The sequence below is a fragment of the Bradyrhizobium xenonodulans genome (assembly GCF_027594865.1).
Lineage (GTDB): Bacteria > Pseudomonadota > Alphaproteobacteria > Rhizobiales > Xanthobacteraceae > Bradyrhizobium > Bradyrhizobium xenonodulans.
In genome coordinates, this window is the sequence record NZ_CP089391.1 from 181050 (window position 1) to 202887 (window position 21838).

The following is a 21838-nucleotide window of genomic DNA, read 5'->3' on the forward strand; positions in this document are numbered from 1 at the left end:
CGGTTTGGGGACCGTGCAAGAAACGGGGCAAGAGGGGGACAAAGCGATGACGAAGACGATCGCCGATCGACGTCGCAACCTGCGGATCGCGCTGGCACTGACGGGTCTTTCCGTCCTGCTCGGCGCTTGCAACACGACCGGTGAGATCGTCACCCAGACGGTGCCGACCGACTATCGCCAGCGTCACCCGATCGCGGTGCAGGAAGCCAAGAAGTCGATCGTGATCTTCGTCGGCAAGGCCCGAGGCGGCCTCTCGGCCGCCCAGCACGCGGACGTCGCGGGCATCGCCCGGGACTGGGTCGGTGAAGGCACCGGCTCCGTCGTCGTCGACGTGCCGGTCGACACCGCGAACTCGCGCGCCGCGGCGGCGACCTACCACGAAATCCGCTCCGTGCTCGCCTCCGGCGGCGTACCGTCGCGCGCCATCGTCCAGCATCCCTATCGCCCCGAGGATCCCGGACTGCTGCCGACCATCCGCCTGAGCTATTCCAAGATCGCCGCGGTCGCCGGTCCCTGCGGGCTGTGGCCTGAAGACGTCGGTCCGAACATCCTCGACCCCGGCTACAACGAGAACCGGCCGTACTTCAATCTGGGCTGCGCCAGCCAGCGCAATCTCGCGGCCATGATCGACAACCCCGCCGACCTCGAGCAGCCGCGGGCCGAGACACCCGCCTACACCGCCCGGCGCGACATCGCCTTCGAACGCTACCGCAAGGGCTCGACGACCGCGACCACCTATCCCGAGGCCGACAAGGCCAAACTCAGCGACACCGGCAGATGACAGCCATCCACGACGAAGAAGCGGACGATCCGCGACACCCCGAGGAACACATTGCGCCGGTTCCCCGGATCTCGGTGCAGGCCTTTTGCGAGACCGAACAGACGCTCAAAGCGGTGACCGCGGCCGGCGAGGATCGCCGTCTCGCCAAGGCGCATCTCACCGCCAAGGACGGCGGCCTTGCCGCGGCCATCGAAGTCTATGAGACGATGCCGACGCCGAACGTCATCGTGATCGAATCCGACGGCACGCGCGACATTCTCGAGGGCCTCGACGACCTCGCCGGCGTCTGCGATCCCGGCACCCGCGTGGTCGTGATCGGCAATCCCAACGACACTGCGCCCTATCGCGAGCTAGTGCGCCGCGGCGTCAACGACTACGTGGTCGGACCGGTCGAAACGCTCGACGTGGTCCGCTCGATCTGCAGCCTGTTCTCGGCCTCCGAGGCCATCATCACCGGCCGCGTCATCGCGGTGGTCGGCGCCAAGGGCGGCGTCGGTGCGTCCACCGTCGCACACAATGTCGCCTGGACCATCGCGCGCGACCTCGCGCTCGATTCCGTCGTGATCGATCTCGACCTCGCCTTCGGCACCGCGGGCCTCGACTACAACCAGGACCCGGTGCAGGGCATCGCCAACGCGGTGCTGTCGCAGGACCGCCCCGACACGGCGCTAATGGAGCGCCTGCTGTCCAAATGCACCGAGCGCCTCAGCCTGCTTGCTGCGCCTGCCACCCTTGACCGCGTCTACGATTTCGGCGCCGAAGCTTTCGACGCGATCTTCGACACGCTGCGCATGACCACGCCCTGCATCGTGCTCGACGTTCCCCATCAATGGTCGGGCTGGACGCGCCGCGCGCTGGTCAACGCCGACGACATCGTGATCGTGGCCGAGCCGGATCTTGCGAACCTGCGCAACACCAAGAACATGCTCAGCGTGCTGAAGGCGGCGCGGCCCAACGACCGGCCGCCGCTCTATTGCATCAACCAGGTCGGCATGCACAAGCGGGCGGAGATCGACGTCAAGTCGTTCGCCAAGACGATGGAAAGCCAGCCGATCGCGGCGATCCCGTTCGACTCGAAGCTGTTCTCGACTGCGGCCAACAACGGCCAGATGATTGCGGAGGTCTCCAAGAGCCACCGCACCACGCTGCTGTTCCAGGACATGGCGAACCGCCTCGCCGGGCGTGGCGAAGTGAAGAAGCCGAGCCGATCATTGTTCGGACCGCTGCTGAAGAAGCTCAAGGGCAGAACGGGTCGCGGCTCAGCCCCGCATCGCAAGGCGTCCTAACAAACAAGAAGCGAGGGCGGACTACTTGTCCGCCCGCTGCTGCTTCTTCGCCAGCAACTGCCGCAGCGCCGTGACCTTGGCCGCGGCCTGGTCCGGCGGCAAATCTGCCTTCACAAGGATTTCAGCCTCGGCTTCGCGGCCCTGCAATCCCAACACGAGCGCGAGATTGGCGCGGATCCGCGCGTCGTTCTGATTACGCTGATGGGCGCGCCCGAGGACCTGTTCGGCCCGCTGCAGATTGTTCTGCAGCATGTAGGACAGGCCGAGATTGGACAGAACCTGCGGCTCTTCGGGCACGATCTTCAGCGCGCTCGCATAATATTGCTGGGCTTCCTCGTTGCGGCCGAGCTGGTCGAGCGCCGCGCCTTGCGCCGACAGGATGCGCCAGTCCGGATCCTCGGGCGAATGCGCGCGGCCGAACACGTCGAAAGCCTGCTGGAAATTGCCGCTGTCGGCGAGCGCCCGGCCGTAGCCGGCGAGCAGCGCCTTGTTGTTGGGATGGTTGAGCACGGCCTGCTCCATCACCGCGACGGCCTGGGCGCGCTGGCCGGTCCCGCGCAGTGCCTTGCCGTATTCGAGAGCGACCTCGGGATCACCGGGCTTGGCGCGATAGCGCTCGCGAAGCGCGTCCATGTCGGGCTTCGGGTCGGCCTTGCCAGCCGTTTCCGACTTGCCGCCGAGCGCGCCGGTGACGTCCTCCAGGCTCGTGGTCTGGCAGCCGCCGAGGGCTAGCATCAGAAGCGCGGAGAACAGATATCTCGCCGGGGAAGAGGCAACGGACGAACGCTTGGACATACTCTGATCACTCGGCGACTGATCAGAGATGCTTACCGATTAACGCTAAAGTCCCGTTAAGGAGCCGCGCCGGTCCGGTTCAATCGGTGAACTCGGCACCGAATTCGCAGCCGATGCGCCAACGCAGGCGGCACTGGCGGGAATAGTCGGGCGCGAAGATGATGGTAAATTGCGGCGGCACCTCCAGAAACTCCGCCACCACCTTCACGCCGCCATCCGAGATATCCGTGATGGTGCAGTCCCGCGGCAGCGAGCCCGCGCCAAGGTGAATCTTGGCGAGCCGGCTGCACACCCGACGTTCGCTTCTCCGGCGATTTGCAAGCATTTGAATTGTTCACCCGTTAGATCACGGCCCATCCCGCACCCTAGCAGTAGCGAACATTCGTTGGGATGTGCTGAGCGGAGCCGTTCGCATTCGAGGCGTAGTGTCTCCGTGCTGTTTACGACCTCTTAGGGCTTTACGGGCCTTCAGGTTCGTTCTCGTATTGTTCTTGCAGGGAAGATCGAGCTCTGCTACCCTCGATTGTGCAAGAGGGCAGGCTGGTTCGAGCATGGTTCAGCGGGTTTCTACCGTCGCCTTTGAGGGGATCGAGGCCCGCGCGGTCGACGTGCAGGTGCAGGTCGCACCGGGCCTGCCGGCCTTTGCCATCGTCGGCCTGCCGGACAAGGCGGTGTCGGAGGCCCGCGAGCGGGTCCGCTCGGCGCTGATTGCCTCAGGGCTGGCGCTGCCGGCGCGGCGGATCATCGTCAATCTCGCGCCCGCCGACCTCCCGAAGGAAGGCAGCCATTACGATCTGCCGATCGCACTTGGGCTGATGGCCGCAATCGGTGCGATCCCGCCGGATGCGCTGACAGGCTTTACCGTGCTTGGCGAGCTCGGCCTCGACGGCTCGATCGCGCCTGTCGCCGGCGTTCTTCCCGCCGCGATCGGCGCCAATGTGCGCGAGGAAGGTCTGATCTGCCCGGCCTCCTGCGGCTCGGAAGCGGCATGGGCGAGCCCTGACATCCAGATCATCGCTGCACAGTCGCTGATCCAGATTGCCAATCATTTCAAGGGCACGCAGGTGCTGTCGCGGCCCTCGCCGCGCGTGCACGAGGCCGCTGCCTCCACGCTCGATCTGCGCGACATCAAGGGCCAGGAGAGCGCCAAGCGCGCGCTGGAGATCGCGGCTGCCGGCGGGCATCATCTCCTGATGATCGGTGCACCCGGCGCCGGCAAGTCGATGCTGGCGGCACGCCTGCCCTCGATCCTGCCGCCGCTGTCGCCGGGTGAATTGCTCGAAGTCTCCATGATTGCCTCCGTCGCCGGCGAGATCGAAGGCGGAGCGCTGACCGCGCGGCGTCCGTTCCGTTCGCCGCATCACTCAGCCAGCATGGCCGCGCTCACCGGCGGCGGCATGCGGGCAAAGCCCGGCGAGATCTCGCTCGCGCATCAGGGCGTGCTGTTTCTCGACGAGCTGCCGGAGTTCGATCCGCGCGTGCTGGATTCGCTACGGCAACCGCTGGAGAACGGCGAGGTCGCGGTGTCCCGTGCCAATCACCGCGTCACTTATCCGGCGCGCTTCATGCTCGTCGCGGCGATGAATCCCTGCCGCTGCGGCAACGCGTTCGAGCCCGGTTATGCCTGCAAGCGCGGCCGTATCGATCGCTGCACCGGCGACTACCAGGCGCGCATCTCCGGCCCGCTGATGGATCGCATCGATCTACGCATCGAAGTGCCGGCGGTGACCGCGGCCGACCTGATCCTGCCGCCGCCGGCCGAAGGCTCTGCGGAGGTCGCCGCGCGCGTGGCGGCGGCACGCGACATCCAGCTCGCGCGCTATGCGGATGCGGGACTGCCCAACGTCCGCACCAATGCCGAAGCCCCCGCCTCGGTGCTGGAGAACATCGCCAAGCCGGATGCGCAGGGGCAGAAACTGCTGCGCGACGCCGCGGAGACCATGCGGCTGTCGGCGCGCGGCTATCACCGCGTGCTGCGGGTGGCGCGCACACTCGCCGACCTGGATAACGCCGACAAGATCGGCCGTCTGCATCTTGCCGAAGCGCTGTCCTATCGCGCACTCGCGGAGGATGTGCGCCAACTGGCCTGATCATTGCGCGCATCAACCCGGCGGTAACGAGTTTCCTTTACGCTCTGCAAACCATAAGGCCCATGAGTCCCGACATGAGTTCGTGGGGACAGTTCCCAAGTGGCCCGGCGAGTAGAGTGTCATGTTGCGTTTCAAGATCCTGGCCTCGGTTGTTCCCCTGCTGGCCGCCGCGGTGTTCGCCCGCAGCGAGGTCGGAGCGGTCTCGCATCCCTGCATCGCGCTGGGCGACACCTCGGTCGAGCTGACCTCCCTGTTCTGGACGGCCGGCGTCCATGTCGCCTTCACCGACGATCTGTCGCGGGCCACGGTGCGGGTTCAGATCACCGACGATCCGGACGCCGCGGACTTCGCGGTCGTCGACGACGGCCTCGGCTCTGAACCCGACTCCTGCCAGGCAAATCCGGCGACACGTCTCATCACCATTGCCGCGCAACCGGTCGACGGCGGACCGGTCATTTACCTCTCCACCGACGGTCCGGCCGATTACCGCATCTATGTGCGCTCGAAGACGTTCTCCCAGCGCGAGGCGGCAGCCCTGATCGTCGGCGCCCATGGCGGCCAACGCCCGCTCCGGCTCCAGGCCGCCTCGCTTTGAGGCATTAAGAACTCGCTAACCCTGTTTGGAGGCCGAACCAAAGCCTCAAGCTGTTCGCAAGGTCGGCGAGACATCGTCGCAGCCGGCGGCGGGGTTTCGGACAAGAGTCGGGGTCGGTGACGATGGGTCGGACGTTCCGGATCAAGGTGCGCATGCGCCGCTTCAGGCGGCAGCATCCCCGCATCGCCTTCGCGATCCGCTCCTTCATGATCTTCTCGGCCACATTCGGCGGCGCCTACGGGTTCGTCTCCGGCAGCCGGTCCGAAAATTCCGGTTACGATCCCAACACCTTTGCGATCGGCGCGAGCTTCCTGTTCGCCCTCGCCTGCCTCGGCCTCGCCACGCTCAGCATGCGGCTGCGCTTCGTCAACAAGCGCCTGCGCGCGCTGGCCGCTCACAACGAGGCGCTGATCGACCGCAACTGGGAACTGAAGGAAGCGGAAGAGCGCGCCCGCAGCCTGTTCGAGCAGCAGGGCGATCTGATCGTACTGCGTGACCATCAGGGCCGCATCACCTTTGCCAACGAGGCCTATTGCGCGCTCGCAGCACAAAAGCGTACTGCGCTGGTCGGCACGCGGTTCGACTTCGACGTGCTGGAGCAGGGCGACAGCGCCCGCGAAAGCAACGGCACGCGCATTCACGACCAGAGGATCACAACTCCGCTCGGCGCGCGCTGGATCGCCTGGCGCGAGGGTTATGTCCGACTCGATGCCGGCCAGCCCGCGGAGCTGCAGAGCGTCGGACGGGACGTCACCGACCGCACCGAGACCGAACGCGCGCTGTCGGACGCGCGCGACCAGGCCGACGCCGCCAACCGCGCCAAGTCGCGCTTCCTGGCGATGGCCTCGCACGAGATCCGCACGCCGCTCAACGGCATCATCGGCATGGGCGGCCTGTTGCTCGACACCACGCTGACACCGGAACAGACGACCTATGCGCGGGCGGTGAAGACCTCCGGCGAAGCACTGATGGCGCTGATCGAGGAGCTGCTCGACTATTCCAAGATCGAGGCCGGCAAGCTCGATCTCGAGCAGCGTCCTTTCCCGCTCTCCACCCTGGTCGAAGAGATCACCGAGCTGCTCGCACCGCGCGCGCAGGCGAAGACGCTCGAGATCGCAGCCTATGTCGACGAGCGCCTGCCGCTCGAGGTCGTCGGCGATGTCGCCCGGTTGCGCCAGGTGCTGCTCAACCTCGCCGGCAACGCCATCAAGTTCACCGCGACCGGCGGCGTCGCGCTGATCGTCGAACCCGGTATCTGGCCGAACGAGATCAGCTTCCTGGTGCGCGACACCGGCATCGGCATCGCGCCCGAAGCGCAGACGCGTATCTTCCGTGAGTTCGAGCAGGCCGACGAGCGGATCGCACGCACCTATGGCGGCACCGGGCTCGGCCTTCCCATCAGCGAACGCATCGTCAAGCGCATGGGCGGCCGTATCACCCTTACGAGCGAGCCGGGCAAGGGTTCGACCTTCGAGGTCGCGATCCCGCTCGCGCCATCGCAAACCGACGCGGGACAGACGGCGTTCCCGAGCCCTGACCTCACCGGCAAGTCGATCCTCTTGATCGCCGACGGCATCGAGGCCTCGCTGATTGCGCGGCGGCTGGAGCGCTGGGGCGGCCAGACCTGCCTGGTCTCGGATGCTTCGGTCGCCGAGGCGCTGCTGCCGGAGCGCTCCTGGCATGCGGTGCTGGTCGACCGCGCGATCGGTCCTGCGATTGCAGATCATGTTGGCGACGTCGCGCGCGCGCATGCGGCGCAGCGGCTGGTGCTGCTGACGTCGAGCTCGCGCCATGAAAAACTCTCCGCGGCCTTCACCGGCTTTCTGGTCAAGCCGCTGCGTGCGGCTTCGCTCGCCGCCCGTCTGGCGCTGACGCCGGAGGTGGCCTCGCCCGAGCTCGCGCCGGAGCCGCCGGCTGAAACCGCGAGCGCAACACCGGCGAAAGGCCTGTCGATCCTCGTCGCCGAGGATAACGAGATCAACGCGCTGTTGATGCGCTCGCTGCTGACAAAACTCGGCCATCGCGTCGTCATCGCCGTCCATGGCGAGGCCGCGCTGGAATCCTGGCTCGCCGCGTCGTCCGCCGGCACGCCCTACGATCTCGTGCTGATGGACATCCAGATGCCGCAACTCGACGGCATCGAGACGACAAAACGCATCCGCGCCCATGAGGCCGCCACCGACGGCCACCACACGCCGATCCTGGCGCTCACCGCCAACACGCTGGTGGAGGATCGCTATGCCTGCTTCGAGGCAGGCATGAACGGATTTCTGATCAAGCCGCTCGATCGCGACAAGCTGGAAGAGGCGGTTGCCGGGCTGGCGGCCTCACGGCATCCGGCGATCTGATCCAGAGTTCCACGGGAACTCATCTCGCCCGGCAATCGATAATTGAAATCGACCGCGTGGCACGTCACCATCCTCCGGGGCATTTGCAATAGAGGATTTGCGCATGAACGTGCTTTGCCGCCTCGCCGCCATTGTCCTTCTCTGTGGGTTCACCCAAGCCGCCGCAGCCGATACGCCGGACCTGATCGCCTCGCTCACGCAAGGCGGCTACGTCCTGGTGTTTCGGCACACCGCGACCGACGACAGCCAAAAGGATGTCTACCCCTTCAAGTTCGACGACATGAGCGCCCAGCGTCAGCTCAGTGAAAAAGGCAGGGACATGGCGCGCCGGATCGGGACCGCGGTCAAGGAACTCGCGATCCCGGTCGGTGATGCCTACAGCAGCCGGCTGAACCGCGCGATCGAGGCCGGCAGGCTGATCTCCGGCCAGGAGGTCAAGCCGGTCGATGCGCTGACGGACAGCAGCAATGCCAGCGCGTCGGGAATGGCAAACCCGACCGGCGCAAATGCAAAGGCCGGGCAGGCCGTGCGTCAGCTCGTCGATTCGCCTCCGAAAGCCGGCACCAACAATTTCCTGATCACCCACAAGACGAACATCGCCGATGCTTTTGGCAAGGAGGCCGGTGACGTGCAGGAAGGCGAGGCCTTCGTTTACCGGGCCAGCGGTTCCGGCCCGGCCAGCTTTGCGGGGCGCATCAAGCCTGCGGATTGGATTGCCAAGGCCGGCAAGTGAGCCCTCGGCTATGCGGCGTGAGCAAGAAAACGCGGCGCAGAGAGCTTATCCGGTGGTCCTCGGGTGCCTTTGAACACGGTGTCCGTCTGCGCTGCACGCTTGCAATGCGGGCAGACGAAGAGATGCGCGATGATTGGAACCGGCTCGTCCGCGAGCAGTTCGGAGCGGTACCACCTCATCTCGATATGGCAATCCGGGCATGTCGGCGCTTCGAGCTGTTCCGCCGCGCTTCTGAGACGATCAACCATGGGCCCCTCGCGTTGTCGAAGGCCATAACGGAATACCCTTTGTCAGTCTGCAACAAAAGACACTCAGCCTGAAAAATTAAAGGGCCCCACCCACCGGCGCGATTACAGCCTTCGCAGCGCCACGCTCGCCACCGTATGGTCCGCGCCCTTCTTCAGGATCAGCGTCGCGCGGGGACGGGTTGGCAGGATGTTGTCCTCGAGATTGGCGAGGTTGGTGCGTTCCCAGATCGCGATCGCCGTGGCGGTGGCTTCCTCGTCCGACAACAGCGCATAGCGGTTGAAGTAGGATTTTGGATTGGTGAACGCGGTGTCGCGCAGCGCCAGGAACCGCTTGATGTACCATTGCCGCAGTGCCGCCTCGTCGGCATCGATATAGACCGAGAAATCGAAGAAGTCGGAGACGACGGGCACCGCCTTGCCGTCGCGCGGCAGCTTGCCGGTTTGCAGAACGTTGACGCCCTCGACGATCAGGATGTCGGGCTGGTCGATCTCGGCCCACTGGTTCGGCACGATGTCATAGGTCAAATGCGAATAGACCGGTGCGCGCACATGGCGGCGGCCGGACTTGATATCGGAGAGGAAGCCGAGCAGCAGCGGCAGGTCGTAGCTTTCGGGAAAACCCTTCTTCTGCATGATGCCCTGCCGCTCGAGCACGGCATTGGGATACAGAAATCCGTCGGTGGTGATCAGCTCGACCTTCGGCCGCGGCGACCAGCGCGCCAGCAACGCCTGGAGCACGCGGGCGGTGGTGGATTTCCCGACCGCGACCGAGCCGGCGACGCCGATGATGTAGGGCACCTTGCGGTCGCGGATGTCAAGGAACTGGCGTTCCGCATAATACAGCCGCTGCATCGCATCGACATAGATCGAGAGCAGGCGCGACAGCGGCAGATAAATGTCCTCGACTTCCTTGAGATCGAGGCGATCGTGCAGCGAACGCAGCCGGTCGAATTCACCCGGCTCCAGCGTCATCGGCGTGTCGTCACGCAGGCGCGCCCACTGCTCGCGCGTATAAACGCGGTACGGATTATACTGCTGCTCGGGTGCGCGGATATCCATGACGCCGCCTTCTCCGTTACGATCTCAGCTAGTTTCCGCCCTTGCGGGACGCCTTCTCTTCCAACCCAGACATATTCGTGCGCTTGTCCAGCGCCGCTTCCACCTCTTCCAGCTTTACGCCGCGGGCCTTGAGCAGCACAAGGAAGTGGTAGAGCAGGTCGGCACTTTCGGCGATCAGATGCGCGCGATCGTTTTCGACTGCTGCGATTACGGTTTCGACTGCTTCCTCACCGAACTTCTTGGCGCAATGCTCGGCGCCCTTGTCCAGAAGCTTGCGGGTATAGGACGCTTCGCCGCCGGCCGCCGCGCGGGCGTCGATGGTCTCGGCCAGATCGTGGATCGTGAAACGCGGCATACAGGATACTCGGAAAATGCACCCGGCTGGACGAGCCGGTCCCTGACGGCTCATTTAGCATTTTTATGAACCGGAGTCGTCAGGCATCCAGGCGCATGGCCAGTCCGCGCCGAGCCATGTGCTCCTTGGCTTCGCGGATGGTGAATTCCCCGAAATGGAAGATCGAGGCGGCCAGCACAGCCGTGGCGTGTCCATCGCGGATGCCGTCGACGAGATGATCGAGATTGCCGACGCCGCCCGAGGCGATCACGGGCACGGGAACGCTGTCGGCGATCGCCCGGGTCAGCGGGATGTCGAACCCCTGCCTTGTACCGTCGCGATCCATCGAGGTGAGCAGGATCTCACCGGCACCGAGCGAGACCACTTCCTGGGCATATTCGATGGCGTCGATGCCGGTCGAGTTGCGGCCGCCATGGGTAAAGATCTCCCAGCGCTCGCCACCGCCCGCGCGCTTGACCCGCTTGGCGTCGATCGCGACCACAACGCATTGCTCACCGAACTTCTCGGCGGCTTCCTTGACGAACTCGCGCCGCGACACCGCGGCGCTGTTGATCGAGACCTTGTCCGCGCCGGCGCGCAGCAGCGTCTTGATGTCGTCCACCTTGCGCACGCCGCCACCGACGGTCACAGGCATGAAGCAGGCCTCGGCGGTACGCCTGACCACATCAAGCATGATGCCGCGGTTCTCATGGGTCGCGGTGATGTCGAGGAAGGTGAGCTCGTCGGCACCGGCGGCATCATAGGCGATGGCGGCTTCGACGGGGTCACCGGCGTCGCGCAGATCGACGAAATTGACTCCCTTGACGACCCGGCCGTCCTTGACGTCGAGGCAGGGGATCACGCGCACCTTGAACATGTGTCAGCTCCTGCGCGCGTCGCGGATCAAGGTGAGGGCGGCGGCGGGATCGAGCCGGCCGTCATAGAGCGCGCGGCCGGCGATCGCACCGGCGAGCTTCCTTGCGCGCGGCGTCAGCATGGCTTTCACGTCCTCGATCGAGGCGAGGCCACCGGAGGCGATCACGGGAATCGAGATCGCGTCGGCGAGCGCAATGGTCGCATCGAGATTCAGTCCCTTGAGCAGACCGTCGCGCGCGATGTCGGTGAAGATGATGGCGGCAACGCCGGCATCCTCGAAACGCTGTGCGATCTCCAGCACCGTCACCTGCGACGTCTCGGCCCAGCCCTCGACGGCGACCTTGCCGTCGCGGGCATCGAGCCCGACCGCGACGCGGCCGGGGAATTTTTTGGCCGCAGCCTTCACCAGTTCGGGATCGCGCACCGCGGCGGTGCCGATGATGACGCGGCTGATGCCCTTGTCGAGCCAGGCTTCGACGGTCGCGAGATCGCGAATGCCGCCGCCGAGCTGCACCGGGATCTTGATCGCCTTCAGCATCGCCTCGACGGCCTGCGCATTGACAGGCTTGCCGGCAAAGGCACCGTCGAGATCGACGACGTGGAGATACTCAAAGCCCTGCTCGACGAAGCTCTGCGCCTGCGCGGCGGGATTGAGGTTGAACACGGTCGCGCGCGCCATGTCGCCTTGCTCGAGGCGCACGCACTGGCCGTTCTTGAGGTCAATAGCGGGAAAGAGAATCACGGTTTCCATCGCAAAAAGTTCGAGATCAGGGCCAGGCCGAAACGCTGACTCTTCTCGGGGTGGAATTGCGTGCCGATGGCGGTGTCCTTCGCGACGATCGCGGTGACAGGCCCGCCGTAGTCGGCGCGCGCGAGCACGTCCGCCTCGTTGGCGACGTTGAGGTGGTAGGAGTGCACGAAATAGGCGTGCTGGCCCTTGGGGCCGAGCGGCAGCTTGTTCAGCACCGGATGCTCGCGCAGCACCTCGAGCGTGTTCCAGCCCATGTGCGGGATCTTCAGGCTCTCATCGCGCGGCGTGATCTTCTCGACGTCGCCGCCGATCCAGTTCAGGCCGTCCGTCGTGACATGCTCCTTGCCACGGCTCGCCATCAGCTGCATGCCGACACAGATGCCGAAGAAGGGCCGCGCCTTGACACGCACCGCCTCGGTGATCGCCTCGACCATGCCGTTGACGGCGTCCAGGCCGCGCCGGCAATCGGCAAAGGCGCCGACGCCCGGCAGCACCAGACGGTCAGCTTCATAGGCCTGGTCCGGATCGCTGGTGACGAAGACCTTTTGCGGATTTTCGAGGCTGCGCGCGGCGCGCTCGAACGCCTTCGCGGCGGAATGCAGATTACCGGAACCGTAATCGATGATGGCGACGCTCATCTTGACCCTCCCGGTTCTGGAAACAACCCAATGATGCCGCCGGCCGGAATCGGCGGCGGATTCGAAAATGGCTGACCCGGCACACCGCGGGTCGGCGGCGGACCGCCGCGGTCGACGGCCCATTGATCGTTGACGATGCCGTGCTGCTTCTGACTCCAGCGCTCGAAGAAGCGACGTTCGGCGGTGTCCTCGTCGTCGGCAACGACGACATCGAGCTGACGCCATTTGCCGCGCGACAGCGTCCAGCGGCGCAGGCTCGAGGCCTCGAAGCCCATCAGCAGCGCGACGATGAGATCGGCGAAGAAGATCGACGAGCGTCCGACGCCGAGGCTGGACAGCCCGGCGTTGAACGCGGCCACGAAGATCAGATAGCCGATCAGCGCCAGCCACAGCCTATTCCACAGCAGCCAGAGCGGGCCGAAGATCATCGCCCAGAAATGGAAGCCGTCGCGTACGAACACGAACTTGTCGGTCGCGCGCAGATCGGCTCCGGCAGGGGAGGGAGCATGAACTGTGTAGACAGGCATGGTGATGCCCCGTTCTCTGAATTCAGTGATAGGCGGCGCGTGCCGCCGGCCGAGAGGTCAGCCGCCGAGCGAGCCCTTGGTGGACGGGATTTCGCCCACAGCCTTCGGATCGATCGCGACCGCAGTGCGCAGCGCCCGCGCCAGACCCTTGAAGCAGGACTCGGCGATATGGTGGCTGTTATCGCCATATAGGGTCTCGACGTGGAGAGTCACGCCGGCGTTGATGGCGAAGGCCTGGAACCATTCGCGCACCAGCTCGGTGTCGAACTCACCGATCTTGTCGCGGGGGAATTCGGCCTTGAACACCAGGAACGGGCGGCCCGAGATGTCGATGACCACGCGCGACAGCGTCTCGTCCATGGGCATGTGCACGCCGGCATAGCGGGTGATGCCCGCCATATTGCCGAGCGCCTGCCTGACCGCCTGGCCGAGCGCGATGCCGGTGTCTTCGGTGGTATGGTGATAATCAATGTGCAAATCGCCCACCGCCTTGACCGTGAGGTCGATGCGGGAATGGCGAGCGAGGAGATCGAGCATATGGTCGAAAAAGCCGATGCCGGTCGCGATATTGGCCACGCCGGTGCCATCGAGGTTCACGGAGACCTCGATGTCGGTTTCCTTGGTCTTGCGCTTGATCGTCGCGGTGCGCATTGAAAAGCGGTTTCCATTCTGGTTTTGGACCGAAAACGCCGGTCTTTTAACAGCCAAATGACGCCTTCGCTACTGCGGGAACGGCCGGCCGGGCCTCTACTTCTGCCTATGGTGAGCGAAATGGGCCCGGAGCGGCCCGTTGTACGGTCGGTCTTGACCGACTAAATCAGGCCGGACAACGAGGTATTTCATGCAGGATTCCCAAAACAGCTCGCCGGGCTGGCACGGCACCACGATTTTGACGGTCCGCAAGGGCGACAAGGTGGTGGTCGGCGGCGACGGCCAGGTCTCGATCGGCCAGACCGTGATCAAGTCCAACGCCAAAAAGGTCCGGAAGCTCGGCAAGGGCGACGTCATTGGCGGCTTTGCCGGCGCCACGGCCGACGCCTTCACGCTGTTTGAGCGGCTGGAATCCAAACTCGAGCAATATCCGGGGCAATTGACCCGGGCCGCAGTCGAGCTGGCCAAGGACTGGCGCACCGACCGCTATTTGCGGCGGCTGGAGGCCATGATGATCGTGGCCGACAAGGACGTCTCCCTGGTGCTGACAGGCACCGGCGACGTGCTGGAGCCCGAGGCCGGCGTGATGGCGATCGGCTCCGGCGGCAACTACGCCCTGGCGGCCGCGAGGGCTCTGATCGACACCGACAAGGACGCCGAGACCATCGTCCGCCGCTCCCTCGACATCGCCGCCGACATCTGCGTCTACACCAACCGCAATCTGACCATCGAAAGCCTGGCGACCGGCTAGGCCATGGCGCCCGCCTACACCTTCCGCCCGATGACGACGGCCGATCTGCCAATGATCAGGCGGTGGCTGGGCGAGGCGCATGTGCGGGAATGGTGGGGCGATCCGGACGAGCAGTTTGCGCTGGTCAGCGGCGATCTGATTGAGCCCGCAATAGACCAGTTCATCGTGTTGGCCGGAGACAAGCCGTTCGGCTATCTTCAATGCTACCGCCTGACCGCCTGGAATACGGGGTTCGGGCCGCAACCGGAGGGTACGCGTGGGATCGACCAGTTCATCGGCGAAAGCGACATGATCGCGCGCGGCCTCGGCTCGACGTTCATCCGCGCGTTTGTCGACGAGCAGCTGCGGAACGGCCTGCCGCGGATCGTGACCGATCCGGACCCGCTGAACCAGCGTGCCGTGCGCGCCTATGAGAAGGCAGGTTTTATCCGTGACCGCATGGTCGAGACCCCGGATGGACCGGCGCTGCTGATGGTGCGCGAGCCGTGACGCTGGCGAGCACACACGAGAGCAGGGTCGCAGTCCCGCCGCTCGCCTGGGCCGGCATCGCGCTGCTGCTATTGGCGCTGCAGGCCTCGATCCTGCTTGCGATGGGACGGGTGCCGATCTGCACCTGCGGTTATGTCAAGCTGTGGCACGGCGTGGTGAACAGCTCGGAGAACTCGCAGCACATCGCCGACTGGTACACCTTCTCGCACATCCTGCACGGCTTCCTGTTCTACGGACTGACCTGGCTGCTGTTCGCGCGGCTGCCGTTGCTGCGACTGTCCTGGCCGGCACGGCTGATCATCGCCATGCTGATCGAAGGCGCCTGGGAAATCGTCGAGAACTCGCCCTTCATCATCGAGCGCTACCGCGCCGGCACGATCTCGCTGGACTATTTCGGCGACAGCATCGTCAACTCGGTCTCCGACAATCTGGCCATGATGCTGGGTTTCCTCGCCGCACGCGTGCTGCCGGTATCGGCGACGGTCCTGCTCGGACTCGCCTTCGAAATCATGCTGGCGCTCCACATTCGCGACAATCTGACGCTCAACATATTGATGCTGATCCATCCGATCGATGCCGTAAAACAATGGCAATTGGGGCCGCCCATCATCTGACCTAAAATGCAGCTTGTCCTTGCCCGCCTCCCGCCCTAGCTAAACAGACATGACAGACTTCTCCCCCCGCGAAATCGTCTCCGAACTCGACCGTTTCATCGTCGGCCAGGCCGACGCCAAGCGCGCCGTCTCGATCGCGCTGCGCAACCGCTGGCGGCGGCAGCAGCTCGAAGGCTCCCTGCGCGAGGAGGTGCTGCCGAAGAACATCCTGATGATCGGCCCCACCGGCGTCGGCAAGACCGAGATCGCACGGCGGCTCGCCAAGCTCGCCAATGCACCGTTCCTGAAGGTGGAAGCCACAAAATTCACCGAGGTCGGCTATGTTGGCCGCGACGTCGAGCAGATCGTGCGCGATCTCGTCGAGGTCGCGATCGCCCAGGTCCGCGAACGCAAGCGCAAGGACGTGCACGCCCGCGCGCAGCTCGCCGCCGAGGAACGCGTGCTCGACGCGCTGGTCGGCGCCAATGCCAGCGCCGCGACGCGGGAATCCTTCCGCAAGAAGCTGCGCGCCGGCGAGCTCAACGACAAGGAAATCGAGATCGAGACGCAGGGCGGCGGCAGCGGCATGCCGATGTTCGAGATCCCGGGCATGCCGGGCGCGCAGATGGGCGCGATCTCGATCGGCGATATCTTCGGCAAGCTGGGCGGCCGCAGCAAGACGCGGCGGCTGACGGTGGAGGGCTCGCACGAAATCCTGGTCAACGAGGAGTCCGACAAGCTCCTGGACACCGATCAGCTGACGCTGGAGGCGATCAGCGCAGTCGAGAACAACGGCATCGTGTTCCTCGACGAGATCGACAAGATCTGCGCGCGCGACGGCCGTGTCGGCGGCGACGTCTCGCGCGAGGGCGTGCAGCGCGATCTCTTGCCGCTGATCGAGGGCACCACGGTCTCGACCAAGCACGGCGCGGTCAAGACCGACCACATCCTGTTCATCGCCTCGGGCGCCTTCCACGTGGCAAAGCCGTCGGACCTGCTGCCGGAGCTGCAGGGCCGCCTGCCGATCCGCGTCGAGTTGCAGGCGCTGACCCGCGACGACATGCGGCGCATCCTGACCGAGCCCGAGGCGTCGCTGATCAAGCAATATGTCGCCCTGATGCAGACCGAGGGCGTGACGCTCGACATCACCGACAACGCCATCGACGCGCTGGCCGACGTCGCGGTCGCCGTCAATTCGACCGTCGAGAACATCGGCGCGCGGCGGCTCCAGACCGTGATGGAGCGGGTGCTGGACGAAATCTCCTTCACCGCCCCCGACCGCAGCGGCGAGACCGTCCGGGTCGATGCCGATTTCGTGCAGAAGCATGTCGGCGACCTCGCCAAGAACGCGGATCTGAGCCGGTTCATTTTGTAATTTTGGGCGGTCGCGCTATGGATGCGGCGTGACCGCACGTATCCTGCAAAATCCCTGGCGACTGCTGCTCGCGATCAACGCGGCGGTCATTGTCGGCGTGTTCGTCCACAAGATCCAGTTGCCGCCTTACGTCCCCTACATCCACCTTCTCGTCGACTACCATTTCGGCTTCATCAAGCGCGCGCTGATCGGGGCGATCGTCGCGCTGTTCATAGACAAGGTGCCGGTCTGGCTGGTGTTCGCGCTCGGCGGCGTGACCTGGCTGGTGACGCTTGGCCTCTATGCAAGACTATTCCAGAAGACGTTCGGCTTCACCGCGAAGACATTGCCGCTGTTCGTCTTCATCGGGGGCTCGCCGTTCTTCCTGAAGAATTTCATGCACACGCTCGGCCATTTCGACATCTATGGCTGCGCGCTGGCACTCATCCTGCTGCTGATGCCGGCGGGCTCATTGCTGTTCGTCGCTTTGGCCGCGCTGTTCTCGATCATCCTCGTGCTGATCCATCACATCCATCTCCTGATGTATGTGCCGACGATCATCACCATCGTCGTGATGAGGCACTACCTCGCTTACGGCTGCAATCGCAGCAACATGGCCTTCGGTGTCGCCGCCCTCACGGTCGTCTCCGCACTGTTCTTCGCGGCGCAGTTCCTGGGAACGATGCCGATCCCGCAAGCTGATTTCGTCGCCCATCTGAAGACCCGGATGGCCGATCCGTCCCGCACCGATCTGCTGCAGTTCGCCTACATCTGGTATCAGCCGCTGGCGAAGGAAATTTCCGACACCTGGGGCCGCCTGCCGCACAACATCCTCGGCGTGCCCGTGTTCGCGCTGCTGATCTGGCTGCACACGCCGCTCTGGCGCGTCTTCGCGAACCTTGTCGGCGCGCTCGCAAGCGATCTGCACCGCCGCCTCGTCGTCGCGGCACTGATCGGCATCAGCCTCGCCTATCTCGTGATGTTCGCGATGGTGTTCGACTATTCGCGCTGGATCTCGAACTGGGCGGTCTGCATGTTCCTGATCCTGCATGCGGTGAAGATGCTGCCTGCCGCGCGCGAGACGACGCTAATTCCGGAGGAGGATCGGAAGACCAACATCTTCGGCCTGATCATCACATTGATCCCTCGCGTCGGAATCGTCCGGCCGTTCTAAGATCTCGCGCGGCGGATCCGCACATAAAGCGCGCCCTCGCCGCCATGTCCGATACCAGCCTCCTCAAATCCAACCACCAAGGCGCGGAATTCCGGCAGGCTCAGCCATTCAGGCACCTGACGGCGCAGCACGCCGCTCTCGCCGCCGCTGCGCCCCTTGCCGGTGATGACGAGCACGAAGGTCAGGCCGTCATGATGAGCGCGGTGCAGGAAGCCGGACAGGGCCCGATGGGCGCGCATCTGGGTCATGCCGTGCAGATCGAGCCGCGCCTCGATCTCGCTGCGGCCGCGTGACAGCTTTGTGCGCTCGCGCTTGCCGAGCGGCGCCAGCGGCGGGATGGCCGGTTTTGCCGCGCGCGGCGCCGGCGCAGCAGGGATCGGACGCGGCGATGGCGCGGTCCGCGGGACCGGCGCTGCGGGTGAAGGCTCCGTGCGCGGCGCGGCTTGCGCCTTCGCCACGCGATGCTTCCGCAGCGGCTTCACCTGTCTTGCGACCGTATCCCACAGCTCGCGCTCCTCTTCGCTCAGCGCGCGGCGGCGCGGCGAGGGGCGAGGCTCCAGCACGGGCGGACGGGACGATCGCTTCATTGCTGGTCGGAACGACGATTCACGCGCTTGCGCTGTTCGCGGTCGGGCTTGATGTTGGGACGCGGCTCCGGCAGCGGCACCGGGCTCGCCACCGAAACGGCGGCATCTTTGGCTTGTGGCACGGCCGACGAAGCCACGCCAGCCTTCACCGGTTCAGCCTTGCTGGGCTCGGCGGGCTTCGCCGCAGCCGCCGTGTTCTTTGGATCCTTCGCGGGATCGGTCTGCGGAGACAGCTTTGCGATCTTCTCGGACGGTCGCGGGTCCGGCACCGGCAGCCGCGCACCGCGCACGGAGGGGTCGAGGCCCTTCGGCACCAACATGACGAAGTGCATGGGGTGGCGCAGCCGTCCCGAGACCCGGCCGGCTTCCTGACCGGCGCCGAAATAGAGATCGGCGCGCGCAGGACCGATGATGGCCGAGCCGGTATCCTGCGCGATCATCAGCCGATGGAATGGCGTCTTGGCGCGTTCGGAATCGATCGGCAGCTCGCCCTCGATGAAGAACGGGGTGCCGTAGACATGCAGCGCCTTGTCGACCGCGATCGAGCGGCCGGCGGTCAGCGGAATGCCTTGCGCGCCCACCGCCTCCTCCTTGTCGGAGAGATTGACCTCGCGGAAGAAGATATAGGAGCGGTTCTGGCGCCGCAGATCCTTGGCACCGTCAGGATTCTGCGCCATCCACTCCCTGATCTTCTGCATCGACATCTCTTCCTTCGGAATGATGCCGCGCTCGATCAAAACGCGCCCGACGGCGGTGTAGGGATAGCCGTTATAGGCGTCATAATTGAGCCGGACCGTGCCGCCGTCATCGAATTTGATCCGCGCCGAGCCCTGGATCTGGGCGAACAGCAGATCGGTCGGGTCCTTCAGCCAGGCGATCTCCAGTCCGCGGCCGGCGATCTTGCCGTCCTCGATCTCGCCGCGATCGTAATAGGGCACGAGCTTGCGGCGGCCGATCTTGCGATAGACCGGCCCCTTGTTGGGCAGGCTGACCGAATCCTGCTTGTAGCCGCGCACGAACAGGTTCGAGGGCCGGCGATAGACCGGCACGTTGAAGATATCGGTCTGCGTGCGCGATCCCTCGAGCACCGGCTCATAATAGCCGGTGACGAAACCATCGGGCTCGCCGAGCCGCGATATCCGCAGCGGCGCAAAATTCTCCTCGAAGAAGCTCTTTGCTTTGGCGTCGTCGGTGAGCTCGAGCGATTTGGCGGCCCGGCAGGGCTCGCTCAAGGAGCCAGCCAGCGCCTTCGGTTCAGCCGCGACGGTCTGCGCGTTGATCGTCCGGCAGCTCGCACGGAACGTCTTGTAGGCGGCGAGATGATTGTCGTCGCTCCAGCCCTTCACATCCGCCCAGGCCAGCGGCAGATATTGCGCGCCGGGGATCTCGAACGGCAGGGGAAGCTGCGGATAGGGCAACGCCCGCGGCGGGGCCGCAGGCAGTTCCGGACGATGATGATGATGGCTGCGATAGTGGCGCCGCGCCGCCTCGGCGCCGAGCGAAAACGACGACAGCGCGACGGCACCTGCGCAAAGCGCCGTCGCGCTGGTCTTCAGAAAATTCTTAATTCGCGCTTCCGGTGCCAACCAGCTTCCAGTTTGGATCGCGAGAGGTGATGTCGCGGGCGAAAGTCCAGATGTCGGTGATGTCGGCCACCGTATCGGCGCTGCCGTCGACGATGTTGCCGGTCTTGTCTCGGGTGGCCGAGATCATCTGCGAGACGAAGCGAATGGTGAGCTGGGCGGTGCGATCGCGCAACTCGGCACCGACGAGCTCGGCCTTGTCGATCGAGACGAAGCGCGTTTCGGTCTTCTGCTCGTTCTTCTCGCGCTCCTTGATGGCGGCGTCGAAGCTGTCATAGACGTCCGACGACAACAGGTCGCGCAGCGCGCGGCGGTCGCCATTGGCGAAGGCCAGCACGATCATCTCATAGGCGCCGCGGGCGCCCGAGATGAAATGGCGCGGATCGAAGGTGGAATCCTTGTCCACGATGGCATCGAGACCCTGGGCCAGCGCCGTGCCCGGCTCGGTCAGGCCCTTCCAGCGATCGGAGGGCGGGGCCGGCTCGGCTGCCGGCGCCAGCGGGGCCTGATCGATCACCTTGCCCGGCATGGTCACGACGTTCTTGTCCTGGGCACCCCCCAGCGCATTCCGGGCGGCGGTGCGGTCGAACGGCGGCCGTTCGTTCCCCGTCCGCTGGCCCAGCACGCTGCGCAGCCTCAGAAAGATGAAGACCGCCAGCGCCAGGAAGATGATGGTGTAGATGTCCACGTCGTATTCGCTTTCTGGTCTTCGCGAGAAGGGGCCGTCTCGAAGGGATCGTCGCCGGGGAAAATCAATCCGGCCAGTAGACCGTTCCATACCGGAACGGCAAGTCTACATCACCATTTAAGGTCCGCGCGTCTGGTCCTCGGGATGTAGGCACGAAATCTTGCCCGGCCAATGGCGCCTTTTGGCACAGCACCGAGTGTAGCGCGTTTTATGCTTAAGGGGAAACCCGATCCTGCCCGGAAATCGCGCATCTTCAATCGTTTAAGCCGTGATTTGGTGGAATGACCGGGGTGAACGTCACAGTTGTGGCCGCGGCTTGGATTCCCCGCCCGGGACCGTTCGTCCTTGTGGAACGAGGCGGCCCTATGTTAGCCAACCGCCGCGAAATTCAGCCCCATTCGGGTAAGGAGAGACTCTCATGACCAACGGTAACGGCACCCCTCCCGAGGCGGCCCAGGCTCCCCAGCTCAACGTGCTGGCGCAGTACACCAAGGACCTTTCGTTCGAAAACCCGAACGCGCCGACCTCGCTCCAGCAGCAGGGCCAGCCGCCCCAGATCAACATCCAGATTAATGTCAGCGCCAACAACCTCAGCGATACCGAGTTCGAGGTGACGCTGTCGGTCGAGGGCAAGGCCGAAACCGCCGGCAAGATCATGTTCTCGTTCGAGCTCGCCTACGCCGGCGTGTTCCGCATCGCCAATGTGCCGAAGGAGAACCTGCATCCGCTGGTCATGATCGAGTGCCCGCGCCTGCTGTTCCCGTTCGCCCGCGAGATCATCGCGACCGCGGTGCGCGACGGCGGGTTCCCGCCCCTGATGCTGGATCCAGTCGACTTCGTCGGTCTCTACCGTCAGAACATGGAGCGGCAAATGGCCGCCGGTGGCCAGGCAGGCCAAGCCTGATCA

At 65.0% G+C, this 21838-nt stretch carries 25 protein-coding genes; 12 read left to right on the top strand and 13 right to left on the bottom strand.

Annotated features, from left to right (window positions below):
- The first annotated feature begins 46 nt into the window (after nucleotides 1-46).
- Together I3J27_RS00845 and I3J27_RS00850 are read left to right on the top strand one after the other, a co-directional pair.
- A complete protein-coding gene (locus I3J27_RS00845) occupies nucleotides 47-781 on the top strand; it encodes a CpaD family pilus assembly protein (protein ID WP_270164269.1) in 735 nt (244 codons plus the stop codon).
- Nucleotides 778-2067 (top strand): CpaE/TadZ family protein, encoded by a 1290-nt coding sequence (locus tag I3J27_RS00850; RefSeq protein WP_270164270.1) that lies wholly within the window; start codon nucleotides 778-780, stop codon nucleotides 2065-2067. Before I3J27_RS00845 ends, I3J27_RS00850 begins: the two co-directional genes overlap by 4 nt.
- 21 nt (nucleotides 2068-2088) lie before the next feature.
- Here the strand turns inward: I3J27_RS00850 and I3J27_RS00855 are convergent, their stop codons facing one another.
- On the bottom strand, nucleotides 2089-2862 hold the full coding sequence (locus tag I3J27_RS00855) for a tetratricopeptide repeat protein (protein WP_270164271.1): 774 nt from the start codon (nucleotides 2860-2862) through the stop codon (nucleotides 2089-2091).
- A 79-nt stretch (nucleotides 2863-2941) separates the two neighbouring features.
- On the bottom strand, nucleotides 2942-3187 hold the full coding sequence (locus tag I3J27_RS00860; protein WP_237860885.1) for a PilZ domain-containing protein: 246 nt from the start codon (nucleotides 3185-3187) through the stop codon (nucleotides 2942-2944).
- A gap of 226 nt (nucleotides 3188-3413) precedes the next feature.
- Here I3J27_RS00860 and I3J27_RS00865 point away from each other — a divergent pair, with 226 nt between their 5' ends.
- From I3J27_RS00865 to I3J27_RS00880, 4 genes are all read left to right on the top strand, one after another.
- Nucleotides 3414-4952, top strand: a complete 1539-nt coding sequence (locus I3J27_RS00865) for a YifB family Mg chelatase-like AAA ATPase (protein ID WP_270164272.1) — start codon at nucleotides 3414-3416, stop codon at nucleotides 4950-4952.
- 121 nt (nucleotides 4953-5073) lie between these two features.
- Nucleotides 5074-5547, top strand: coding sequence for a hypothetical protein (locus I3J27_RS00870; protein WP_270164273.1), 474 nt, complete (start codon nucleotides 5074-5076; stop codon nucleotides 5545-5547).
- Nucleotides 5548-5669: 122 nt separating this feature from the next.
- The gene (locus I3J27_RS00875; protein WP_270173002.1) at nucleotides 5670-7895 is read left to right on the top strand and encodes an ATP-binding protein; all 2226 of its coding nucleotides are present in this window, start codon (nucleotides 5670-5672) and stop codon (nucleotides 7893-7895) included.
- A 103-nt stretch (nucleotides 7896-7998) separates the two neighbouring features.
- A complete protein-coding gene (locus I3J27_RS00880) occupies nucleotides 7999-8628 on the top strand; it encodes a histidine phosphatase family protein (RefSeq protein ID WP_270173003.1) in 630 nt (209 codons plus the stop codon).
- Between the two features lie 8 nt (nucleotides 8629-8636).
- Here the strand turns inward: I3J27_RS00880 and I3J27_RS00885 are convergent, their stop codons facing one another.
- From I3J27_RS00885 to hisB, 8 genes are all read right to left on the bottom strand, one after another.
- Nucleotides 8637-8876 (bottom strand): hypothetical protein, encoded by a 240-nt coding sequence (locus tag I3J27_RS00885; RefSeq protein WP_270164274.1) that lies wholly within the window; start codon nucleotides 8874-8876, stop codon nucleotides 8637-8639.
- 102 nt (nucleotides 8877-8978) lie between these two features.
- Complete coding sequence (coaA, locus tag I3J27_RS00890; RefSeq protein ID WP_270164275.1) at nucleotides 8979-9935, bottom strand: type I pantothenate kinase; 957 nt, start codon at nucleotides 9933-9935, stop codon at nucleotides 8979-8981.
- Nucleotides 9936-9963: 28 nt separating this feature from the next.
- A complete protein-coding gene (locus tag I3J27_RS00895; RefSeq protein ID WP_270164276.1) occupies nucleotides 9964-10290 on the bottom strand; it encodes a phosphoribosyl-ATP diphosphatase in 327 nt (108 codons plus the stop codon).
- Nucleotides 10291-10369: 79 nt separating this feature from the next.
- Nucleotides 10370-11146 carry an imidazole glycerol phosphate synthase subunit HisF gene (gene hisF, locus I3J27_RS00900; RefSeq protein ID WP_270164277.1) on the bottom strand — a complete coding sequence of 259 codons (777 nt, stop codon included), beginning with the start codon at nucleotides 11144-11146 and terminating at the stop codon, nucleotides 10370-10372.
- Nucleotides 11147-11149: 3 nt separating this feature from the next.
- Nucleotides 11150-11887, bottom strand: coding sequence for a 1-(5-phosphoribosyl)-5-[(5-phosphoribosylamino)methylideneamino]imidazole-4-carboxamide isomerase (hisA, locus tag I3J27_RS00905; protein ID WP_270164278.1), 738 nt, complete (start codon nucleotides 11885-11887; stop codon nucleotides 11150-11152).
- Nucleotides 11884-12534: an imidazole glycerol phosphate synthase subunit HisH gene (gene hisH, locus I3J27_RS00910; RefSeq protein ID WP_270164279.1), complete on the bottom strand. Its 651-nt coding sequence runs from the start codon at nucleotides 12532-12534 to the stop codon at nucleotides 11884-11886. Before hisH ends, hisA begins: the two co-directional genes overlap by 4 nt.
- A complete protein-coding gene (locus I3J27_RS00915) occupies nucleotides 12531-13061 on the bottom strand; it encodes a DUF2628 domain-containing protein (RefSeq protein WP_270164280.1) in 531 nt (176 codons plus the stop codon). Before I3J27_RS00915 ends, hisH begins: the two co-directional genes overlap by 4 nt.
- A 57-nt stretch (nucleotides 13062-13118) precedes the next feature.
- A complete protein-coding gene (gene hisB / locus I3J27_RS00920; protein ID WP_270164281.1) occupies nucleotides 13119-13712 on the bottom strand; it encodes an imidazoleglycerol-phosphate dehydratase HisB in 594 nt (197 codons plus the stop codon).
- Nucleotides 13713-13902: 190 nt separating this feature from the next.
- On the opposite strand from hisB, the gene hslV reads away from it, so the two are divergent.
- From hslV to I3J27_RS00945, 5 genes are read left to right on the top strand one after another with little or no spacing between them, the layout of a single operon-like run.
- On the top strand, nucleotides 13903-14463 hold the full coding sequence (gene hslV / locus I3J27_RS00925; protein ID WP_270164282.1) for an ATP-dependent protease subunit HslV: 561 nt from the start codon (nucleotides 13903-13905) through the stop codon (nucleotides 14461-14463).
- A gap of 3 nt (nucleotides 14464-14466) precedes the next feature.
- The gene (locus I3J27_RS00930) at nucleotides 14467-14952 is read left to right on the top strand and encodes a GNAT family N-acetyltransferase (RefSeq protein WP_270164283.1); all 486 of its coding nucleotides are present in this window, start codon (nucleotides 14467-14469) and stop codon (nucleotides 14950-14952) included.
- Nucleotides 14949-15566, top strand: a complete 618-nt coding sequence (locus tag I3J27_RS00935) for a DUF2585 domain-containing protein (protein WP_270164284.1) — start codon at nucleotides 14949-14951, stop codon at nucleotides 15564-15566. The genes I3J27_RS00930 and I3J27_RS00935 overlap by 4 nt, the downstream gene beginning before the upstream one ends.
- Before the next feature lie 49 nt (nucleotides 15567-15615).
- Entirely contained in the window at nucleotides 15616-16920 is a 1305-nt protein-coding gene (hslU, locus tag I3J27_RS00940; RefSeq protein WP_270164285.1) for an ATP-dependent protease ATPase subunit HslU, read from the top strand.
- 28 nt (nucleotides 16921-16948) lie between these two features.
- Nucleotides 16949-18073, top strand: a complete 1125-nt coding sequence (locus tag I3J27_RS00945) for a hypothetical protein (RefSeq protein WP_270164286.1) — start codon at nucleotides 16949-16951, stop codon at nucleotides 18071-18073.
- Here the strand turns inward: I3J27_RS00945 and I3J27_RS00950 are convergent.
- The 3 genes from I3J27_RS00950 to I3J27_RS00960 are packed head-to-tail and all read right to left on the bottom strand — an operon-like array spanning nucleotide 18070 to nucleotide 20931.
- On the bottom strand, nucleotides 18070-18660 hold the full coding sequence (locus I3J27_RS00950; RefSeq protein WP_270164287.1) for a Smr/MutS family protein: 591 nt from the start codon (nucleotides 18658-18660) through the stop codon (nucleotides 18070-18072). The two genes, I3J27_RS00945 and I3J27_RS00950, sit on opposite strands and share 4 nt — an antisense overlap.
- A complete protein-coding gene (gene mltA / locus I3J27_RS00955; RefSeq protein ID WP_270164288.1) occupies nucleotides 18657-20246 on the bottom strand; it encodes a murein transglycosylase A in 1590 nt (529 codons plus the stop codon). Before mltA ends, I3J27_RS00950 begins: the two co-directional genes overlap by 4 nt.
- Entirely contained in the window at nucleotides 20224-20931 is a 708-nt protein-coding gene (locus I3J27_RS00960; RefSeq protein ID WP_270164289.1) for a Tim44/TimA family putative adaptor protein, read from the bottom strand. Before I3J27_RS00960 ends, mltA begins: the two co-directional genes overlap by 23 nt.
- 418 nt (nucleotides 20932-21349) lie before the next feature.
- On the opposite strand from I3J27_RS00960, the gene secB reads away from it, so the two are divergent.
- Nucleotides 21350-21835 carry a protein-export chaperone SecB gene (secB, locus tag I3J27_RS00965; RefSeq protein WP_270164290.1) on the top strand — a complete coding sequence of 162 codons (486 nt, stop codon included), beginning with the start codon at nucleotides 21350-21352 and terminating at the stop codon, nucleotides 21833-21835.
- Nucleotides 21836-21838: the final 3 nt, after the last annotated feature.

Bases quoted from the DNA above. Each gene is read 5' to 3' on its own strand.
- coaA (WP_270164275.1), bottom strand. From the start codon at position 9,935: ATGGATATCCGCGCACCCGAGCAGCAGTATAATCCGTACCGCGTTTAT.
- I3J27_RS00915 (WP_270164280.1), bottom strand. From the start codon at position 13,061: ATGCCTGTCTACACAGTTCATGCTCCCTCCCCTGCCGGAGCCGATCTG.
- I3J27_RS00870 (WP_270164273.1), top strand. From the start codon at position 5,074: ATGTTGCGTTTCAAGATCCTGGCCTCGGTTGTTCCCCTGCTGGCCGCC.
- hisH (WP_270164279.1), bottom strand. From the start codon at position 12,534: ATGAGCGTCGCCATCATCGATTACGGTTCCGGTAATCTGCATTCCGCC.
- hslV (WP_270164282.1), top strand. From the start codon at position 13,903: ATGCAGGATTCCCAAAACAGCTCGCCGGGCTGGCACGGCACCACGATT.
- I3J27_RS00875 (WP_270173002.1), top strand. From the start codon at position 5,670: ATGGGTCGGACGTTCCGGATCAAGGTGCGCATGCGCCGCTTCAGGCGG.
- I3J27_RS00880 (WP_270173003.1), top strand. From the start codon at position 7,999: ATGAACGTGCTTTGCCGCCTCGCCGCCATTGTCCTTCTCTGTGGGTTC.
- I3J27_RS00860 (WP_237860885.1), bottom strand. From the start codon at position 3,187: ATGCTTGCAAATCGCCGGAGAAGCGAACGTCGGGTGTGCAGCCGGCTC.
- I3J27_RS00895 (WP_270164276.1), bottom strand. From the start codon at position 10,290: ATGCCGCGTTTCACGATCCACGATCTGGCCGAGACCATCGACGCCCGC.
- I3J27_RS00855 (WP_270164271.1), bottom strand. From the start codon at position 2,862: ATGTCCAAGCGTTCGTCCGTTGCCTCTTCCCCGGCGAGATATCTGTTC.
- I3J27_RS00845 (WP_270164269.1), top strand. From the start codon at position 47: ATGACGAAGACGATCGCCGATCGACGTCGCAACCTGCGGATCGCGCTG.
- I3J27_RS00865 (WP_270164272.1), top strand. From the start codon at position 3,414: ATGGTTCAGCGGGTTTCTACCGTCGCCTTTGAGGGGATCGAGGCCCGC.
- I3J27_RS00930 (WP_270164283.1), top strand. From the start codon at position 14,467: ATGGCGCCCGCCTACACCTTCCGCCCGATGACGACGGCCGATCTGCCA.
- I3J27_RS00950 (WP_270164287.1), bottom strand. From the start codon at position 18,660: ATGAAGCGATCGTCCCGTCCGCCCGTGCTGGAGCCTCGCCCCTCGCCG.
- secB (WP_270164290.1), top strand. From the start codon at position 21,350: ATGACCAACGGTAACGGCACCCCTCCCGAGGCGGCCCAGGCTCCCCAG.
- hslU (WP_270164285.1), top strand. From the start codon at position 15,616: ATGACAGACTTCTCCCCCCGCGAAATCGTCTCCGAACTCGACCGTTTC.
- hisF (WP_270164277.1), bottom strand. From the start codon at position 11,146: ATGTTCAAGGTGCGCGTGATCCCCTGCCTCGACGTCAAGGACGGCCGG.
- I3J27_RS00885 (WP_270164274.1), bottom strand. From the start codon at position 8,876: ATGGTTGATCGTCTCAGAAGCGCGGCGGAACAGCTCGAAGCGCCGACA.
- hisB (WP_270164281.1), bottom strand. From the start codon at position 13,712: ATGCGCACCGCGACGATCAAGCGCAAGACCAAGGAAACCGACATCGAG.
- I3J27_RS00850 (WP_270164270.1), top strand. From the start codon at position 778: ATGACAGCCATCCACGACGAAGAAGCGGACGATCCGCGACACCCCGAG.